This window comes from Rathayibacter sp. VKM Ac-2927, assembly GCF_022815525.1.
GTDB classification, from domain to species: domain Bacteria; phylum Actinomycetota; class Actinomycetes; order Actinomycetales; family Microbacteriaceae; genus Rathayibacter; species Rathayibacter festucae.
In genome coordinates this window covers 239,254-253,908 of record NZ_JALGRT010000007.1, presented here as the reverse complement: position 1 = coordinate 253,908, position 14,655 = coordinate 239,254, and the positions used below count along the sequence as shown (strand labels likewise).

The following is a 14,655-nucleotide window of genomic DNA, read 5'->3' as shown; positions in this document are numbered from 1 at the left end:
GTTGATAAGTTCACTTCTCATGGCCGCCGAGCACTACTTCACCAGCACTCCCGACGGCGACCTCCGACCCCGGAGGATCAGCGCCCGGATCGCCGGCCGCGACCTCGAGGTCACGACCGCCGGCGGGGTGTTCAGCCCCGGCCACGTCGATCTCGGCACCCGTGTCCTGCTGGACGCGGTCCCCGACGCCCCCGCGAGCGGGGACCTCCTGGATCTCGGCTGCGGCTGGGGACCGATCTCGCTCGCCCTGGCGCTCGGCTCCCCCGACGCCCGGGTGTGGGCGGTCGACGTCAACCAGCGGGCGCTCGAGCTCGTCCGTCGCAACTGCGCAGAACTCGGTGTCTCCAATGTCAACGCCGTGCTGCCCGAGGATGTTCCCGAGGACGTCCGCTTCGCCGCCGTCTGGTCGAACCCGCCGATCCGGGTCGGCAAAGCCGAGCTGCACGCGCTGCTCGAGCGCTGGCTGCCGCGCCTCGAGCCCGATGCCGAGGGCTGGCTCGTCGTGCAGCGCAACCTCGGCGCCGACTCGCTGCTGACCTGGCTGACCGAGACGTTCGAGGGCCGCCTCGAGGTCGACCGGATCTCCTCGGCCAAGGGCTTCCGCGTCATCCGCACCACGCGCACCGCCTGATCGCAGGAGTCGGCCGCGCTCGCCGGAACGGATCGGTGCCGCGCCGGTCGATCGATCGATCCCGAGCTAGTCGATCCGGATCGTGCCGGTGTAGACGAGGTCGGCCGGGCCGGACAGGCCGACGTGCTCGCCCTCCTCGGTCGGGAACATCGTCACGCCCAGCGTGCCGCCGGGGACCTCCACGCGCCAGGACTGCGGAGCGCGCGCTCCGGCCCAGTAGCGCACGGCGAGGGCCGCCGCGGCGGCGCCCGTGCCGCAGCTGAGCGTCTCGCCGCTGCCGCGCTCGTGGACGCGCATCCGGATCCGGCCGATGCCGTCGTGCACCAGCGGCTCGCCCGGCACGACGAACTCGACGTTCGCCCCGTCGGCCGGCTCCGGCTCGATCTGCGGGATGTAGCTGAGGTCGGCCTCGTCGAGCTCCTCGTCGTTGCTCAGCGCCACGACGATGTGCGGGTTGCCGAGGTCGAGCCCGAGACCGGGACGCGGCACCTTCAGCTCCTTGGCCCGCACGAGCGGCTCGCCGCCGGCCAGCTCCCAGCGGCCGAGGTCCACCTGGAAGCCGGCGCCGCTGCGGGTGACGTCGCGGACCCCGGCACGCGTGCCGATGGGGAGGGTGTCGCCCTGCTCGAGGGTCGCCAGACCGCCGGCGAGCAGGAACGCCGCGTAGACGCGGATGCCGTTGCCGCACATCTCGGCGATCGAGCCGTCGGCGTTGCGGTAGTCCATGAACCACTCCGCCTCCGGCTCCTGCTCGAGGGCGGCGGCACCGTCGGCGAGGGACCGGGAGCGGACCGCGCGGATGATGCCGTCGGCGCCGACGCCGAAGTGCCGGTCGCAGATCGTCGCGATCTGCGCGGGCGAGAGGTCGACCTCACCGTCCGGGTCGCTGAAGAGCACGAAGTCGTTGCCGGTGCCCTGGCCCTTGGTGAAGTGCAGCTCGATCGTCATGGCGCTCAGCCTAGCGAGGCGCCGGAGCGCCGGCCTGGGCGAGGACGAGCGCCTGCTCGAGCAGGTCCGGAGCGTCGAAGGGCAGCCAGTGCGCCGCCTGGTAACGGCGGAACCAGCTGTTCTGCCGACGCGCGTAGCGGCGGGTGAGAGCCTGGGTGGAGGCGATCGCCTCCTCCCGGGTCAGCTCGCCCGAGCGCTGCGCGAGCGCCTGGGCGTAGCCGATGGCGCGGCTGGCGGTGACGCCCCGCTCGATGCCGAGCGGCACGAGGCGCTCGACCTCGTCGAGCATGCCGCCCGCCCACATCCGCTCGACGCGGCGGTCGAGCCGCTCGACGAGGACGTCGCGCGGCGCGGACAGCGCGAGGACCGTGCTCGGCCGCCACGGGACGGGGGTGTCCGACATCAGCGCGCTGTTCGGCGAGCCGGTGAGCTCGGTGATCTCGAGAGCGCGCACGATCCGTCGGACGTTGTGCGGGCCGATCCGGGCGGCGACCTCGGCGTCGACGGCGCGGAGCCGCTCGAAGAGCACCGCGGACCCCTCGCGCTCGGCCGTCTCCTCGAGGGACCGCCGGAGCGCGGGATCGGTGCCGGCGAAGGAGAACTCGAAGATCACGCTCGAGACGTAGAGGCCGGAGCCGCCGACGAGGATCGCGGTCGCGCCGCGCGCCAGGACGTCGTCGATCACCGCGCGGGCCTCGCGCTGGTACCGGGCGACGGAGGCGTCCTCGGTGACCTCGAGGACGTCGAGCAGGTGGTGGGGCACATCCTGCCGATCCTCGACGGGGAGCTTGGCGGTCCCGATGTCCATCCCGCGGTAGAGCTGCATCGCGTCGGCGTTGACGACCTCGGCCGCGACGCCGGACGCGCGGATCGCTGCGGCGAGGGCGAGCGAGAGGTCGGACTTGCCGGTGCCCGTGGCGCCGACGACGGTGAGGAGGGCGGACGCCGCCCGCTCAGCGCTCGCCATCGAGGGCGTCGTAGATCGGCGTGGTCAGCGTCTCCGGCGCGGCCGGCGTGATCGGGCGGAGGCGGAGCGAGGGCAGCCCGAGCGAGACCCTCGGTGCTCCGGTGGCGTCCGGCGCGGCGGGGACGCCGCAGGACTCCGTCTGAGCACGGTCCCAGGCGTCGCCGGCGCGGGTGCGGCGGACCTGCAGCGGAGCACCGTCGATCGAGTCGGCGATCAGGTAGAAGGGTGCGGCGCGGGTGACCTCGACACTGACGACGTCGCCCGGGCGCGGCCGCTCGGAGCCGGCGGGCACGTCGAAGTGCACCAGGCGGCTGTCCTCGGCGCGGCCGCTGAGGCGGTGCGTCTCGCTGTCGCGGCGGCCTTCGCCGGTCGCGACGAGCACCTCGACCCGGCGCCCGACGACCGTGCGGTTCTCGCTCTCGCTGATCGAGTCCTGCAGCGCGGCCAGTCGCTCGAACCGCTCCTGGACGACGGCCTTCGGGATCTGGTCGGGCAGCGTCGCCGCGGGCGTCCCCGGGCGGATGGAGTACTGGAAGGTGAAGGCGGAGGCGAAGCGGGCCGCCTCGACCACGCGGAGGGTCTCCTGGAAGTCGGCCTCGGTCTCACCGGGGAAGCCGACGATGATGTCGGTGCTGATCGCCGCATGCGGGATCCGGTCGCGGACACGGTCGAGGATCCCGAGGAAGCGCTCGGAGCGGTAGGAGCGGCGCATCGCCTTGAGGATGCGGTCGGAGCCGGACTGCAGCGGCATGTGCAGCTGCGGCATGACGGCCGGCGTCTCGGCCATCGCGTCGATGACGTCGTCGGTGAAGGCGGCCGGGTGCGGGCTGGTGAAGCGGATCCGCTCGAGGCCCGCGATCGTGCCCGCGGCGCGGAGCAGCTTCGAGAACGCCTGCCGGTCGCCGAACTCGACGCCGTAGGAGTTCACGTTCTGGCCGAGGAGGGTGACCTCGATCGCACCGTCGTCGACGAGTGCCTGGATCTCGGCGAGCACGTCGCCGGGACGGCGGTCCTTCTCCTTGCCGCGCAGCGCGGGGACGATGCAGAAGGTGCAGGTGTTGTTGCAGCCGACGGAGATGGAGACCCAGCCGCTGTAGGTCGAGTCGCGCTTGGTCGGCAGCGTCGAGGGGAAGACGTCGAGCGACTCGAGGATCTCGAGCTGGGCCTCGTCGTTGTGCCGGGCCCGCTCGAGCAGTCTCGGCAGTGCGCCCATGTTGTGCGTCCCGAAGACCACGTCGACCCACGGAGCCTTCTCGAGGATGACGCTCTTGTCCTTCTGCGCGAGGCAGCCGCCGACGGCGATCTGCATGCCCTCGTGCCGGCGCTTGACCGAGGCGAGGTGGCCGAGGTTGCCGTAGAGCTTGTTGTCCGCGTTCTCGCGGACGGCGCAGGTGTTGATGACGACGATGTCGGCCTCGGCGCCGTCGGCCGAGACGTAGCCCGCCGCCTCGAGCGAGCCGCTGAGCCGCTCGGAGTCGTGGACGTTCATCTGGCAGCCGAAGGTGCGGACCTCGTAGGTCCTCGGCCGCGCATCGACGAGGGGGGAGGTCACCGGACCGAGCGTGCTCATGGTGTGCGATTCTACGCGCCGCTCCGGCCGACTCTCGGCAACCGGGCGGCGCGGAGGCTCAGCGGAAGCGGACGCTCGAGCCGGGCTTGCGCACCGTCTCGCGGACGACGCGCTGGACGAGCGCGCCGGCGTAGCCGCGGCGCGCGAGGAACCCGGAGAGGCGGCGCTCGGCGACCTCGTCGGAGAGCGACCGCAGGCTCGGCAGGCGCTTGCGCGCGAGTTCCATCGCGGTGCGGTACTCGTCGTCGCCGTCGAACTCGTCCAGCGCGGTCGCGATCGCGTCGGGGTCGAGCTTGCGGGCGCGCAGCTCCTGCATGATCGACGAGCGCCCGAGCTTCTTGCGCTCGCGCAGCTGGATCACCAGCGACTCCGCCATCTTGTAGTCGTCGAGGTAGCCGAAGCGGGTGAAGCGCTCGAGGATGTCGATCGCGTCCTTCTCGGCGACGCCCTCGGTGTAGAGGCGTGCCTCGACCTCGGCGACCGAGAGGCTCTTGCGTGACAGGCCGCGGACGATGCGGTCGGCGATCTGCTCGGGGTCGGGCTCCTCGGGGAGATCCTCAGCGAAGGAGTCCTCCTCCGGGGAGTCCTCTGCGACGTCCGCCGCGGAGTCGTCCGATCGGGACGACCGACCCGGAGCCCTCGAGGGCGCGGCGTCGCGCCGCGCGACGTGAGCCGACAGCTCGGAGATCGCGTCGACGGCGGGCCCGGCCGCCTCGGCGGCCGCCCCGTCGTCCTTGACCCAGGGGAGGAAGGCCACGGGCCGACCCTGTGCCCCCTCCGCAGCCTTCTCCCCCACGGGCTAGGCGCCCTTGCGGACGGGCGGCTTGGTCTCGCGGACCGGCTGCTTCGTCTCGATCGCGACCGGGGCGGCGTCAACCACGGCGTTCGGGTCGGCGACGACGCCGAGCTTGATCAGGATGCGCTTCTCGATCTCCGCCGCGATGTCCGGGTTGTCGATGAGGAACTGGCGCGCCTTCTCCTTGCCCTGGCCGAGCTGGTCGCCGTCGTAGGTGTACCAGGCGCCCGACTTGCGGACGATCTCGTGCTCGACACCGAAGTCGATCAGGCTGCCCTCGCGGGAGATGCCGATGCCGTAGAGGATGTCGAACTCGGCCTGCTTGAACGGCGGCGCCATCTTGTTCTTGACGACCTTGACACGGGTGCGGTTTCCGACCGCGTCCGTGCCGTCCTTGAGGGTCTCGATGCGGCGGATGTCGAGGCGGACCGACGCGTAGAACTTCAGCGCCTTGCCGCCCGCGGTGGTCTCGGGGCTGCCGAAGAAGACGCCGATCTTCTCGCGGAGCTGGTTGATGAAGATCATCGTGGTGTTCGTGGTGTTCAGGCCACCGGTGAGCTTGCGGAGGGCCTGCGACATCAGGCGGGCCTGGAGGCCGACGTGCGAGTCGCCCATCTCGCCCTCGATCTCGGCGCGGGGCACGAGCGCCGCCACGGAGTCGATGACGATGAGGTCGATGGAGCCGGAGCGCACGAGCATGTCGGCGATCTCGAGCGCCTGCTCGCCCGTGTCCGGCTGCGAGACGAGGAGCGAGTCGATGTCGACGCCGAGCTTCTTGGCGTACTCGGGGTCGAGCGCGTGCTCCGCGTCGATGAAGGCCGCGATGCCGCCGTTGCGCTGGGCGTTGGCGATCGCGTGCAGGGTCAGCGTGGTCTTTCCCGAGGACTCGGGGCCGTAGATCTCGACGATGCGGCCGCGCGGGAGTCCGCCGATCCCGAGCGCGACGTCGAGCGCGATCGAGCCGGTCTGGATCACCTCGACGGGGGCGCGGTCGTCGCTGCCGAGGCGCATGACGGCGCCCTTGCCGAACTGGCGGTCGATCTGGGCGAGTGCGGTCTCGAGGGACTTCTCGCGGTCTGAGGAACTGGGCATGGCCGTCTCGCTCTCGTGTCGTGGTGGTATCGCCTACAGGCTGTCGTGTCGTACCGGGACCGTTCGCGGGTGAGTGCCCCTGAATGCGGTCCCGGCCGGTTGCGACAAGGCGGTGAAGCAGTCCGTGTGACTGATGTCGACGGTAGGCCCGACCACCGACATCGGCGCCGAGCCGGACCGCTTCTGTGGAGACGGAGGCGATCCTGCTTCTGGTGAGGAGCTTAGACCCGTTCGAACAGGGATTCGATGGTGGCGCGCCCGGCGTGTCGAACACGACTTCGGGCCGCAGACCGCCGCCGGAGCCGCGCGACGTCAGTGCCGGCGCTTCGCCGGGTCGATCCCGTGCCAGCGGCCCTCGGGGACGTCGTTGGCGCGGCACAGCGCGATCCAGACCTCTCGGGGCTCCGCGCCGTCGCGGAGGGCGCTCTGCGCGGTCCTCCCGCCGAGCTCGGTCAGCACGAGGTCGGAGACGAGGACGCGCGCGTACGCGTCGCCGAACTCGTCGTCGACCAGCTGCTGGAACTCGCTCAGGCGCATGCGTCCACGGTAACAAGCCGAACCGGGGCGGAAGCCCGGAGGGTGCGGGCGGGTGCGTCTCCGGGAACGACGAAGGGCGCCGGAGCCGGAGCTCGGGCGCCCTTCGCGAGGTGCGGTGCGGTGGGTGGGAAGAGGTCGGATCCGCTACTGCGAGACGAGGTCCGCGTCGAATCCGGCGACCATGTCGGCCGGGATGGTGTCGGGGATCGTGTCGATCCCCTCGATGACCGCGAGACGGTCGCCGACCTCGCGCATGATCACCGAGATCGGAGTGTCGAGCGCATCGGCCACCGAAGCGAGGATCTCGGACGACGCCTCCTTCTGACCGCGCTCGACCTCGCTGAGGTAGCCGAGAGCGACACTCGCCTTGCTCGCCACCTGGCGCAGGGTGCGACCTTTCTGCAGGCGAAAGTCCCTGAGGACATCGCCGATCTCCTGACGAACTAGAACCACTGGACCCTCCTTCTCCACGTCAACCGCTTCTCGCGCACCGCTTCGAGGAATGCCGGAGCATCGGATTCGAAGGGGATGTGTACGAGAGAGCCGGATAGCTGTTCACTACCCGGCTCGTGTGAGTCGACTCTAATACCGGATGACTGGACTTTGCGTGTGAGCGACGTCAGATGTAACCCGGCCGAAACCCCGCGCATTCCACGATTCCGAGGCGGTTCGGGACTCTCGGACGTCACACGGCCGAGGCCGCGAGCTCGCCGGCCAGATCGAGTGCCGCGGCGACGGACGCGGCGCGGATCTCGGGCCGCCCGCCGCCGAAGCGGTACTCGCGCACGAGCTCGACCCCGCCCAGGACCGCCGCGACGAACACGGTGCCGACGGCCGCTCCGCCCTGCGGCTCCGGGCCCGCGACCCCCGTCGTCGCGACGCCGACGGTCCGCGCGCCGGCCTCGCCGAGCTGCCGGGCGACGCCGCGCGCCATCTGCACGGCGACCACGGGGTGGACGGGTCCCTCCTGCGCCAGGAGCTCCGCGTCGACCCCGAGCAGGCGGTGCTTCAGGTCCGTGGCGTAGGACACCACTCCCCCGCGGTAGACGGCGGAGGCGCCGGGCACCTCGACCAGTGCGGAGCTCAGCGCCCCGCCCGTCAGCGACTCCGCGACCGCCAGCGCGAGACCGCGCTCCGCGAGTGCCTGCAGCAGCTCCTCGGCGCTCATCGGCGCCCGCGGGCCGCGCGACTCTGGCGCGCCGCGTCGGCGAGGTAGTCGATGCCGGTCACGACGGTGAGCACGACCGCGGCCGTCATCGTGATGCCGTTCAGCCAGTGCACCCACTCGCCGAGGAAGGTCCAGAGCGGCAGGAGCGCGAGTGAGATCGCGACGGACTGCACGATCGTCTTCAGCTTGCCGCCGCGGGAGGCGGGGATCACCCGGTCCGAGAGGACGGCCATCCGGAAGACGGTGATGCCGATCTCGCGGACGAGGATGACGATCGTCACCCACCAGGGCAGCTCGGCGAGGATCGAGAGGCCGACCAGCGCGGCGCCGGTGAGCACCTTGTCCGCGATCGGGTCGAGCAGCTTGCCGAGGTCGGTGACCAGCCCGCGGCTGCGCGCGATGTGGCCGTCGATCCCGTCGGTCGCGATCGCGACGACGAAGAGCAGCGCGGCCGCGATGCGCACGCCGCCGTCCTCGCCGTTGTCGGCCAGGAGCAGCCAGAAGAACACCGGGGCGAGCAGGATGCGCACCACGGTGATCGCGTTGGGCAGGTTCCAGTTGCTCGGGGCGGCGTCGGCGTGCGCGGTGGGGCTGGTCATCGGTCTGAGCCGTTCCTCGTGATCGGTCGATTCGGCGGCGTGGTCATCGCTCAGTCGCGCCCCGTGAGCGCCCAGGCGTCGTCGTCGGAGCCCTCGTCGTCGTCGTGGTAGTCGGTCGCGACCGGGCCCGAGGGCTCCGCCAGCGGATCGGCGTAGGCGTCGGGTGCGGTCGGCGACGGCGCGGCGGCGTGCTCGCCGGGCTCCTCGCCGCGCATCCGCGAGAGGACCCCCGGCAGCTGCTCGGCGGTCACCAGCACGTCGCGCGCCTTGGACCCCTCGGAGGGGCCGACGACCTCGCGGGACTCGAGCAGATCCATCAGGCGGCCCGCCTTAGCGAAGCCGACGCGGAGCTTGCGCTGCAGCATCGAGGTCGAGCCGAACTGCGTGCTGACCACGAGCTCCGCCGCGGCCATCAGCAGCTCGAGATCGTCGCCGATGTCGGAGTCGATCTCCTTGCGCTGCGCCTGGACCGTGATGTCCTGGCGGTACTCCGGCTGGGCCTGCCGCGTGACGTGCTCGACGACCTTGGCGATCTCCTCCTCGCGGACCCAGGCGCCCTGGACGCGCATCGGCTTGTTCGTGCCCATCGGCAGGAACAGGCCGTCGCCCTGGCCGATGAGCTTGTCGGCGCCGGGCTGGTCGAGGATGACCCGAGAGTCGGTGACGCTCGTCACGGCGAAGGCCAGGCGGCTGGGCACATTGGCCTTGATCAGGCCGGTGACGACGTCGACGCTCGGCCGCTGGGTGGCGAGCACGAGGTGGATGCCGGAGGCCCGGGCGAGCTGGGTGATGCGGACGATCGAGTCCTCGACGTCGCGCGGGGCGACCATCATCAGGTCGGCGAGCTCGTCGACGACCACCAGGAGGTAGGGGTAGGGCCGGAGGACGCGGTTGCTGCCCGCGGGGAGCTTGATCTCGCCGCTGCGCACCGCCGCGTTGAAGTCGTCGATGTGCCGGTAGCCGAACGACGCGAGGTCGTCGTACCGCATGTCCATCTCCTTCACGACCCACTGGAGTGCCTCGGCGGCCTTCTTGGGGTTCGTGATGATGGGCGTGATCAGGTGCGGGACCCCGCCGTAGATCGTGAGCTCGACGCGCTTGGGGTCGATCAGCACCATCCGGACGTCCTGCGGGCTCGCGCGCATCAGCAGGCTCGTGATCATCGAGTTCACGAAGCTGGACTTGCCGGAGCCGGTGGAGCCGGCGACGAGGAGGTGCGGCATCTTGGCGAGGTTGGCCACCACGTAGCCGCCCTCGACGTCCTTGCCGACGCCGATCGTCATCGGGTGGGTCGACGTGGTCGACGCGGCGGAGCGCAGGACGTCGCCGAGCGAGACGATCTCGCGGTCGGTGTTCGGGATCTCGACGCCGATCGCGCTCTTGCCCGGGATCGGCGAGAGGATCCGCACCTCGTTGCTGGCGACCGCGTAGGAGAGGTTCTTGCTCAGCGCCGTGACGCGCTCGACCTTGACGCCCGGGCCGAGCTCGATCTCGTAGCGGGTGACCGTCGGGCCGCGGGAGAAGCCGGTGACCGTCGCGTCCACGTTGAACTGCTGGAGCACCTCGGTGAGCGCGCGGACCATCTCGTCGTTCGCCGCCGAGCGCGCCTTCGACGGCGTGCCGGTGGAGAGGGCGGAGGCGGACGGCAGGCGGTAGGGGGTCTCCTCCTCGAAGGAGGAGTCGAAATCGGCGGTCGGGTCGGCGGCGATCGGCGCGATCGGACCGGTCTCGATCACCGGCGGGAGCGGGACCGCGGGGGCGACGTCGAGGTCGTCGAGCGCGATGACGCCGGTCGCGTCGTCGTCCACCACGCCCAGCGGGATGCGGGTGGTCGCGCTCTGATCGTGGCGGGCCAGGGCGGCCTCGGCCGACTCGGCCTCGGAGATCACCTCGGTCGCGTAGGAGCGGGTGGGCGGGTCGGCCGGCTCGTCACGCTCGGCGGACGCCGGCTCCTCGAGCGCGGTGTCGAAGCCCTTCGCGCGGCCGCGGCCCTTCCGGCCCTTCGGCGCCTCGTCCTCGTCGCCGAGCGCGTCGATCGGCAGCTCGGCCTGGACGGTCGGCTCGTCCTCGCGACCGGAGTCCGTGCGGCGCCACCAGGGCAGCTCGCCGCCGTCCTCCTGCTCGTCCTCGGCCTTCTCGCTCTCGGCCTTCGCGGCGGCCTTGCTCGCCGCCCTCTCCGCCTTGAGGCGCGCGCGCTCCTCGTCGTCGAGGACGGGGGCGCCGAAGAGGTAGCCGTAGAGCTCGCGCGAGCGGGCGGCGATCCGGTTCGGCGGGGTCTTGGTGATGATGAAGAGGGAGAGCAGGACGACCAGGGAGAGGAGCACCGTGGCGCCCGGCACGGTCGCGATCGCCACGAGGGGCGCGCCCACGAGCCAGCCGAGGACACCACCGGCGGCGGCCATCTGCTCGATGCCCGACCCCGGCTGCGGCGCGCCGAGGTGCGCGTGGCAGAGCCCGGCGGAGGAGATCAGCAGGACGGCGAGGCCGACGCCGATGCGGCCGTTGTCGTCGACCGAGCGCGGGTGGCGGAACAGCCAGAGCGAGAAGAGCAGCAGCACCACGGGGAGGACGTAGGCGACGCGGCCGAACAGGCCGCCGAAGCTCCAGGCGTCGAGCACGAGGGCGACCGGGTCGGTCGCGAGGAACCACTCCACCACCGCGCCGGTGATTGCGAGCAGCAGGAGCAGGAAGGGGACGCCGTCGCGGCGCTCCTCCTTCGCCAGGCGCTCCGGACCGAGCGCGCGGGCGGCACCGCCGGCCAGGTGCGCCAGCGCCATCCAGACGGTGACGAGCGGATTGGTGCGCGGGGTCGAGCTGAACGCGACCGTGCTCTTCTCGGACGATCCCCGCCCGGAGCCGCGGCCGTTGCGCGGAGTGCTCGAGCGCGCGGGGGCGCTCGCCTTCGCGCGGGGGGTCGTCTTCGGAGTCGTCGCCATAGGTCCACCGTACCCGCCGCCTCCGTCATCGCCGCGGACCCGCGCCGGGGGGCGGCGGGCGCGCGGGGCCCGTACCGCGCCCTCACCGCGCCTGCTCAGCGCAGCGTCGCGACCATCGTCTCCGCGTCGCCGCGGTCGGCCACCGCGCTGAAGCCCTCGCTCCGGTAGAGCCGGCGGGCGAAGTTGTCCGTCGACACGTTGAGCGAGACGCGCGCGTAGCCGGCGGTGCGTGCCTGATCCAGTGCGGCGCGCAGCAGCCCGCGGCCGATGCCCTGCGCGCGCCAGACCGGCCGCACCCCGAGGGTCAGCTCGGGCACGCCCGCGGCGACGAACCCGCGGCCGGGTTCGGCGGCGCTGAAGAGGCGGAACCAGCAGGCGCCGATCCGCTCGCCGTCGGCGGTCTCGGCGACCGAGCCGAGATCGCCGGGCCGGGGCCAGCCGGCGACGTAGCGGCGGGTCGACTCCTCCTCGAGGACGTCGATGCGGGTGCGGGCCGCCGTCCAGTTCCAGTTCGCCGCGTCGACGAGCATGTCGGCGAGGAAGGGGGCGTCCTCGCGGCGGGCGGGGCGGATCGAGTGGTCCATGCGCGGTCTCCGTGGGGGATCGGGTCTGGCATGAGGTGCGGACGGGTGCCCGGGGGCGGGTGACGGTGCGGGAACGGGTCGGAGCGTCGGGGGCACTCCGCCCGGGGTCAGGCCTCGATGACGAGGGGGACGATCATCGGGCGGCGGCGGTAGGTGGTGTTCACCCAGCGGCCGACGACGCGGCGGATGCTCTGCGAGAGCGCGTGCTGGTCGCTGACTCCGCTCTGCACCGCCTCCTCGAGGGCCTTTGCGATGCGCGGCTTCACGTCGTCGAAGACGCGGTCGTCCTCGGCGAACCCCTTGGCGTGGATCTCGGGACCGACGACGATCCGGCCGGTGCCCGCCTCCACGACGACGATGATCGAGATGAAGCCCTCCTCGCTGAGGATGCGGCGGTCCTTGAGGTCGGCGTCGGTGATCTCGCCGACGGACGAGCCGTCGACGTAGACGAAGCCGAGGTCGAGCTGGCCGGCCACGGTCACCACGCCGTCGCGGAGGTCGAGGACCGTGCCGTCCTCGGCGATGATCGTGTTCTCCTCCGCGATGCCGGTGGCCTGCGCGAGCTTCGCGTTGGCGACGAGGTGGCGGTACTCGCCGTGCACCGGCAGGACGTTGAGCGGCTTGAGGATGTTGTAGCAGTAGATCAGCTCGCCGGCGGCGGCGTGACCCGAGACGTGCACCTTCGCGTTGCCCTTGTGCACCACGGTGGCGCCGAGCTTGGTCAGGCCGTTGATCACGCGGTAGACGGCGTTCTCGTTGCCCGGGATGAGGCTCGACGCGAGGATGACGGTGTCGCCCTCGCCGGGCTGGATCTGATGGTCGAGGTTCGCCATCCGGCTGAGCACCGCCATCGGCTCGCCCTGCGAGCCGGTGGACATGTAGACGATCCTGTCCTCCGGGATGTCGCCCGCCTTCTTGACGTCGATCAGCACACCCTCCGGCACCTTGAGGTACCCCAGGGTGGCCGCGATGCCCATGTTGCGCACCATCGAGCGGCCGAGCAGTGCCACGCGGCGCCCGTTCGCGTGCGCGGCGTCGAGCACCTGCTGCACCCGGTGCACGTGGCTGGAGAAGCTGGCCACGATCACCCGGCGGGTCGCCTTCGCGATCACGCTCTCGATGACCGGGCCGATGTCGCGCTCGTTCGGCGTGAAGCCGGGAACGTCCGCGTTGGTCGAGTCGACCAGGAAGAGGTCGATGCCCTCCTCGCCGAGGCGGGCGAAGGCGCGGAGATCGGTGATGCGACCGTCGAGGGGGAGCTGGTCCATCTTGAAGTCGCCGGTGTGCAGCACCGAGCCCGCGTCGGTGATGATCGCGACGGCGAGAGCGTCCGGGATGGAGTGGTTGACGGCCACGAACTCGAGCTCGAAGGGCCCGAGGTTCTCGACGTCGCCCTCCTTCACCGCGAGCGTGTACGGCTTGATCCGGTGCTCCTTCAGCTTCGCCTCGACCAGTGCGAGCGTCAGGGTCGAGCCGATCAGCGGGATGTCCCGCTTGAGCTTGAGGAGGTAGGGGACGGCGCCGATGTGGTCCTCGTGGCCGTGGGTCAGCACGACGCCGACGATGTCCTCGAGGCGGCCCTTGATCGGGGTGAAGTCGGGGAGGATCAGGTCCACGCCCGGCTGGTTCTCCTCCGGGAAGAGCACGCCGCAGTCCACCACGAGGATCTTGCCGTCGATCTCGAAGACCGTCATGTTGCGGCCGATCTCACCGAGGCCGCCGAGCGGGATGATCCGCAGCGTGCCCGCCTCGAGCGCGGCAGGAGTGATCACGGGACTGGGCATGCGCCCTCCTCTTCCTCGGTCGGGAGTCGTCCGTGCCGCTCGTGCGGCGTCAGCGTGTGGTGCCGGCGACCTTCGGCAGCGCGCCGCCCGCGGCGGCGTTGCGGTCGGGCCGGAAGTTGCGGAAGTCGACGCCGGGGATGTCCCGCACGAGGCCGAGCTCGTCCTCGATCAGGGCGGCCTCCGACTCCTCGGGGCCGACCAGCGGCAGGCGCACGCGGGGCGAGGAGATGCGGCCGAGGCCGTGCAGGATGTACTTCGCCGCGACGGTGCCGGGGACGTGGGTCATCACGGCGCGCACGAGCGGCTCGAGCTGCTGGTGCGCGAGGGTGGCGGCCCTGAGGTCGCCGGAGTTCACGGCGTCGACGATGGTGCGGTACGGCGAGGCGGCGATGTTGGCGGTGACGCCGATCAGGCCGGTGGCGCCGATGGCCAGCTCGGGCAGGACGTTGGCGTCGTCGCCGCAGAAGTACATCAGGTCGGTCTGGTTGAGGACGCGGCTGACCTCGGAGAGATCGCCCTTGGCGTCCTTCACGGCGAGGATGTTCGGGTGCTTGGCCGCGCGGAGGATCGTCTCGTAGCGGATGGGCACGCCGGTGCGGCCGGGGATGTCGTAGAGGATGACCGGGAGGTCCGTCACGTCGGCGATCATCCGGAAGTGGGTGAGGATGCCGGCCTGGGTGGGCTTGTTGTAGTACGGCGTGACGATCATGTTGCCGTCGGCGCCGGCCTTCTCGCTCTGGCGGGCGAGCTGCATCGCGTGCGCGGTCTCGTTCGAGCCGCCGCCGGTGATGATCTTCGCGCGTCCCGCGGCGACGGACTTGCCGACCTCGACGAGCCGGATCTTCTCCGGGTCGGTGAGGGTGCTGGTCTCGCCGGTGGTGCCGGTCACGACGATGCCGTCGGCGCCCTTCGCGATGCAGTCGTCGATGTGCTTCTCGACACCGGGCCAGTCGACCTCGCCGTCGGCGGTGAACGGGGTGACCAGGGCGACCAGGACCTGGCCGAAAGGATTCTCCGGAGTTGACACGAGCCCAGGGTAACGG

At 71.4% G+C, this 14,655-nt stretch carries 14 protein-coding genes; 1 reads left to right on the top strand and 13 read right to left on the bottom strand.

What is annotated here, in order from left to right:
* The first annotated feature begins 19 nt into the window (after positions 1 to 19).
* Positions 20 to 631, top strand: coding sequence for a class I SAM-dependent methyltransferase (locus MT353_RS19085; RefSeq protein WP_132438245.1), 612 nt, complete (start codon positions 20 to 22; stop codon positions 629 to 631).
* 66 nt (positions 632 to 697) lie between these two features.
* Here MT353_RS19085 and dapF read toward each other — a convergent pair whose 3' ends face one another.
* The 13 genes from dapF to dapA all read right to left on the bottom strand — a co-directional run bounded on the left by dapF (position 698) and on the right by dapA (position 14,639).
* Positions 698 to 1,579 carry a diaminopimelate epimerase gene (gene dapF / locus MT353_RS19080; RefSeq protein ID WP_243625613.1) on the bottom strand — a complete coding sequence of 294 codons (882 nt, stop codon included), beginning with the start codon at positions 1,577 to 1,579 and terminating at the stop codon, positions 698 to 700.
* Between the two features lie 10 nt (positions 1,580 to 1,589).
* Positions 1,590 to 2,546 (bottom strand): tRNA (adenosine(37)-N6)-dimethylallyltransferase MiaA, encoded by a 957-nt coding sequence (gene miaA / locus MT353_RS19075; RefSeq protein ID WP_243625612.1) that lies wholly within the window; start codon positions 2,544 to 2,546, stop codon positions 1,590 to 1,592.
* On the bottom strand, positions 2,533 to 4,116 hold the full coding sequence (gene miaB, locus MT353_RS19070) for a tRNA (N6-isopentenyl adenosine(37)-C2)-methylthiotransferase MiaB (RefSeq protein ID WP_243625611.1): 1,584 nt from the start codon (positions 4,114 to 4,116) through the stop codon (positions 2,533 to 2,535). The genes miaA and miaB overlap by 14 nt, the downstream gene beginning before the upstream one ends.
* Positions 4,117 to 4,174: 58 nt before the next feature.
* On the bottom strand, positions 4,175 to 4,873 hold the full coding sequence (locus tag MT353_RS22065) for a regulatory protein RecX (RefSeq protein WP_243598665.1): 699 nt from the start codon (positions 4,871 to 4,873) through the stop codon (positions 4,175 to 4,177).
* Between the two features lie 42 nt (positions 4,874 to 4,915).
* Positions 4,916 to 6,004, bottom strand: coding sequence for a recombinase RecA (gene recA / locus MT353_RS19060; RefSeq protein WP_123444530.1), 1,089 nt, complete (start codon positions 6,002 to 6,004; stop codon positions 4,916 to 4,918).
* 312 nt (positions 6,005 to 6,316) lie between these two features.
* Positions 6,317 to 6,541, bottom strand: a complete 225-nt coding sequence (locus MT353_RS19055) for a DUF3046 domain-containing protein (protein WP_123737187.1) — start codon at positions 6,539 to 6,541, stop codon at positions 6,317 to 6,319.
* Between the two features lie 144 nt (positions 6,542 to 6,685).
* Positions 6,686 to 6,994, bottom strand: a complete 309-nt coding sequence (locus MT353_RS19050; protein WP_123704950.1) for a helix-turn-helix domain-containing protein — start codon at positions 6,992 to 6,994, stop codon at positions 6,686 to 6,688.
* Positions 6,995 to 7,226: 232 nt separating this feature from the next.
* Positions 7,227 to 7,709 carry a CinA family protein gene (locus MT353_RS19045; RefSeq protein WP_243625610.1) on the bottom strand — a complete coding sequence of 161 codons (483 nt, stop codon included), beginning with the start codon at positions 7,707 to 7,709 and terminating at the stop codon, positions 7,227 to 7,229.
* Entirely contained in the window at positions 7,706 to 8,308 is a 603-nt protein-coding gene (gene pgsA / locus MT353_RS19040) for a CDP-diacylglycerol--glycerol-3-phosphate 3-phosphatidyltransferase (protein ID WP_243598663.1), read from the bottom strand. The genes MT353_RS19045 and pgsA overlap by 4 nt, the downstream gene beginning before the upstream one ends.
* A gap of 50 nt (positions 8,309 to 8,358) precedes the next feature.
* Complete coding sequence (locus MT353_RS19035; protein ID WP_243598662.1) at positions 8,359 to 11,244, bottom strand: DNA translocase FtsK; 2,886 nt, start codon at positions 11,242 to 11,244, stop codon at positions 8,359 to 8,361.
* A gap of 95 nt (positions 11,245 to 11,339) precedes the next feature.
* Positions 11,340 to 11,828, bottom strand: coding sequence for a GNAT family N-acetyltransferase (locus MT353_RS19030; RefSeq protein ID WP_243625609.1), 489 nt, complete (start codon positions 11,826 to 11,828; stop codon positions 11,340 to 11,342).
* A 107-nt stretch (positions 11,829 to 11,935) separates the two neighbouring features.
* Positions 11,936 to 13,612 (bottom strand): ribonuclease J, encoded by a 1,677-nt coding sequence (locus tag MT353_RS19025; protein ID WP_243625608.1) that lies wholly within the window; start codon positions 13,610 to 13,612, stop codon positions 11,936 to 11,938.
* 49 nt (positions 13,613 to 13,661) lie between these two features.
* Positions 13,662 to 14,639: a 4-hydroxy-tetrahydrodipicolinate synthase gene (gene dapA, locus MT353_RS19020; RefSeq protein WP_173287593.1), complete on the bottom strand. Its 978-nt coding sequence runs from the start codon at positions 14,637 to 14,639 to the stop codon at positions 13,662 to 13,664.
* Between the last annotated feature and the right edge of the window lie 16 nt (positions 14,640 to 14,655).

Coding starts and splice junctions, on each gene's coding strand:
- MT353_RS19085 (WP_132438245.1), top strand. CDS start 20: ATGGCCGCCGAGCACTACTTCACCAGCACTCCCGACGGCGACCTCCGA.
- dapF (WP_243625613.1), bottom strand. CDS start 1,579: ATGACGATCGAGCTGCACTTCACCAAGGGCCAGGGCACCGGCAACGAC.
- miaA (WP_243625612.1), bottom strand. CDS start 2,546: ATGGCGAGCGCTGAGCGGGCGGCGTCCGCCCTCCTCACCGTCGTCGGC.
- miaB (WP_243625611.1), bottom strand. CDS start 4,116: ATGAGCACGCTCGGTCCGGTGACCTCCCCCCTCGTCGATGCGCGGCCG.
- recA (WP_123444530.1), bottom strand. CDS start 6,004: ATGCCCAGTTCCTCAGACCGCGAGAAGTCCCTCGAGACCGCACTCGCC.
- MT353_RS19055 (WP_123737187.1), bottom strand. CDS start 6,541: ATGCGCCTGAGCGAGTTCCAGCAGCTGGTCGACGACGAGTTCGGCGAC.
- MT353_RS19045 (WP_243625610.1), bottom strand. CDS start 7,709: ATGAGCGCCGAGGAGCTGCTGCAGGCACTCGCGGAGCGCGGTCTCGCG.
- pgsA (WP_243598663.1), bottom strand. CDS start 8,308: ATGACCAGCCCCACCGCGCACGCCGACGCCGCCCCGAGCAACTGGAAC.
- MT353_RS19035 (WP_243598662.1), bottom strand. CDS start 11,244: ATGGCGACGACTCCGAAGACGACCCCCCGCGCGAAGGCGAGCGCCCCC.
- MT353_RS19030 (WP_243625609.1), bottom strand. CDS start 11,828: ATGGACCACTCGATCCGCCCCGCCCGCCGCGAGGACGCCCCCTTCCTC.
- MT353_RS19025 (WP_243625608.1), bottom strand. CDS start 13,612: ATGCCCAGTCCCGTGATCACTCCTGCCGCGCTCGAGGCGGGCACGCTG.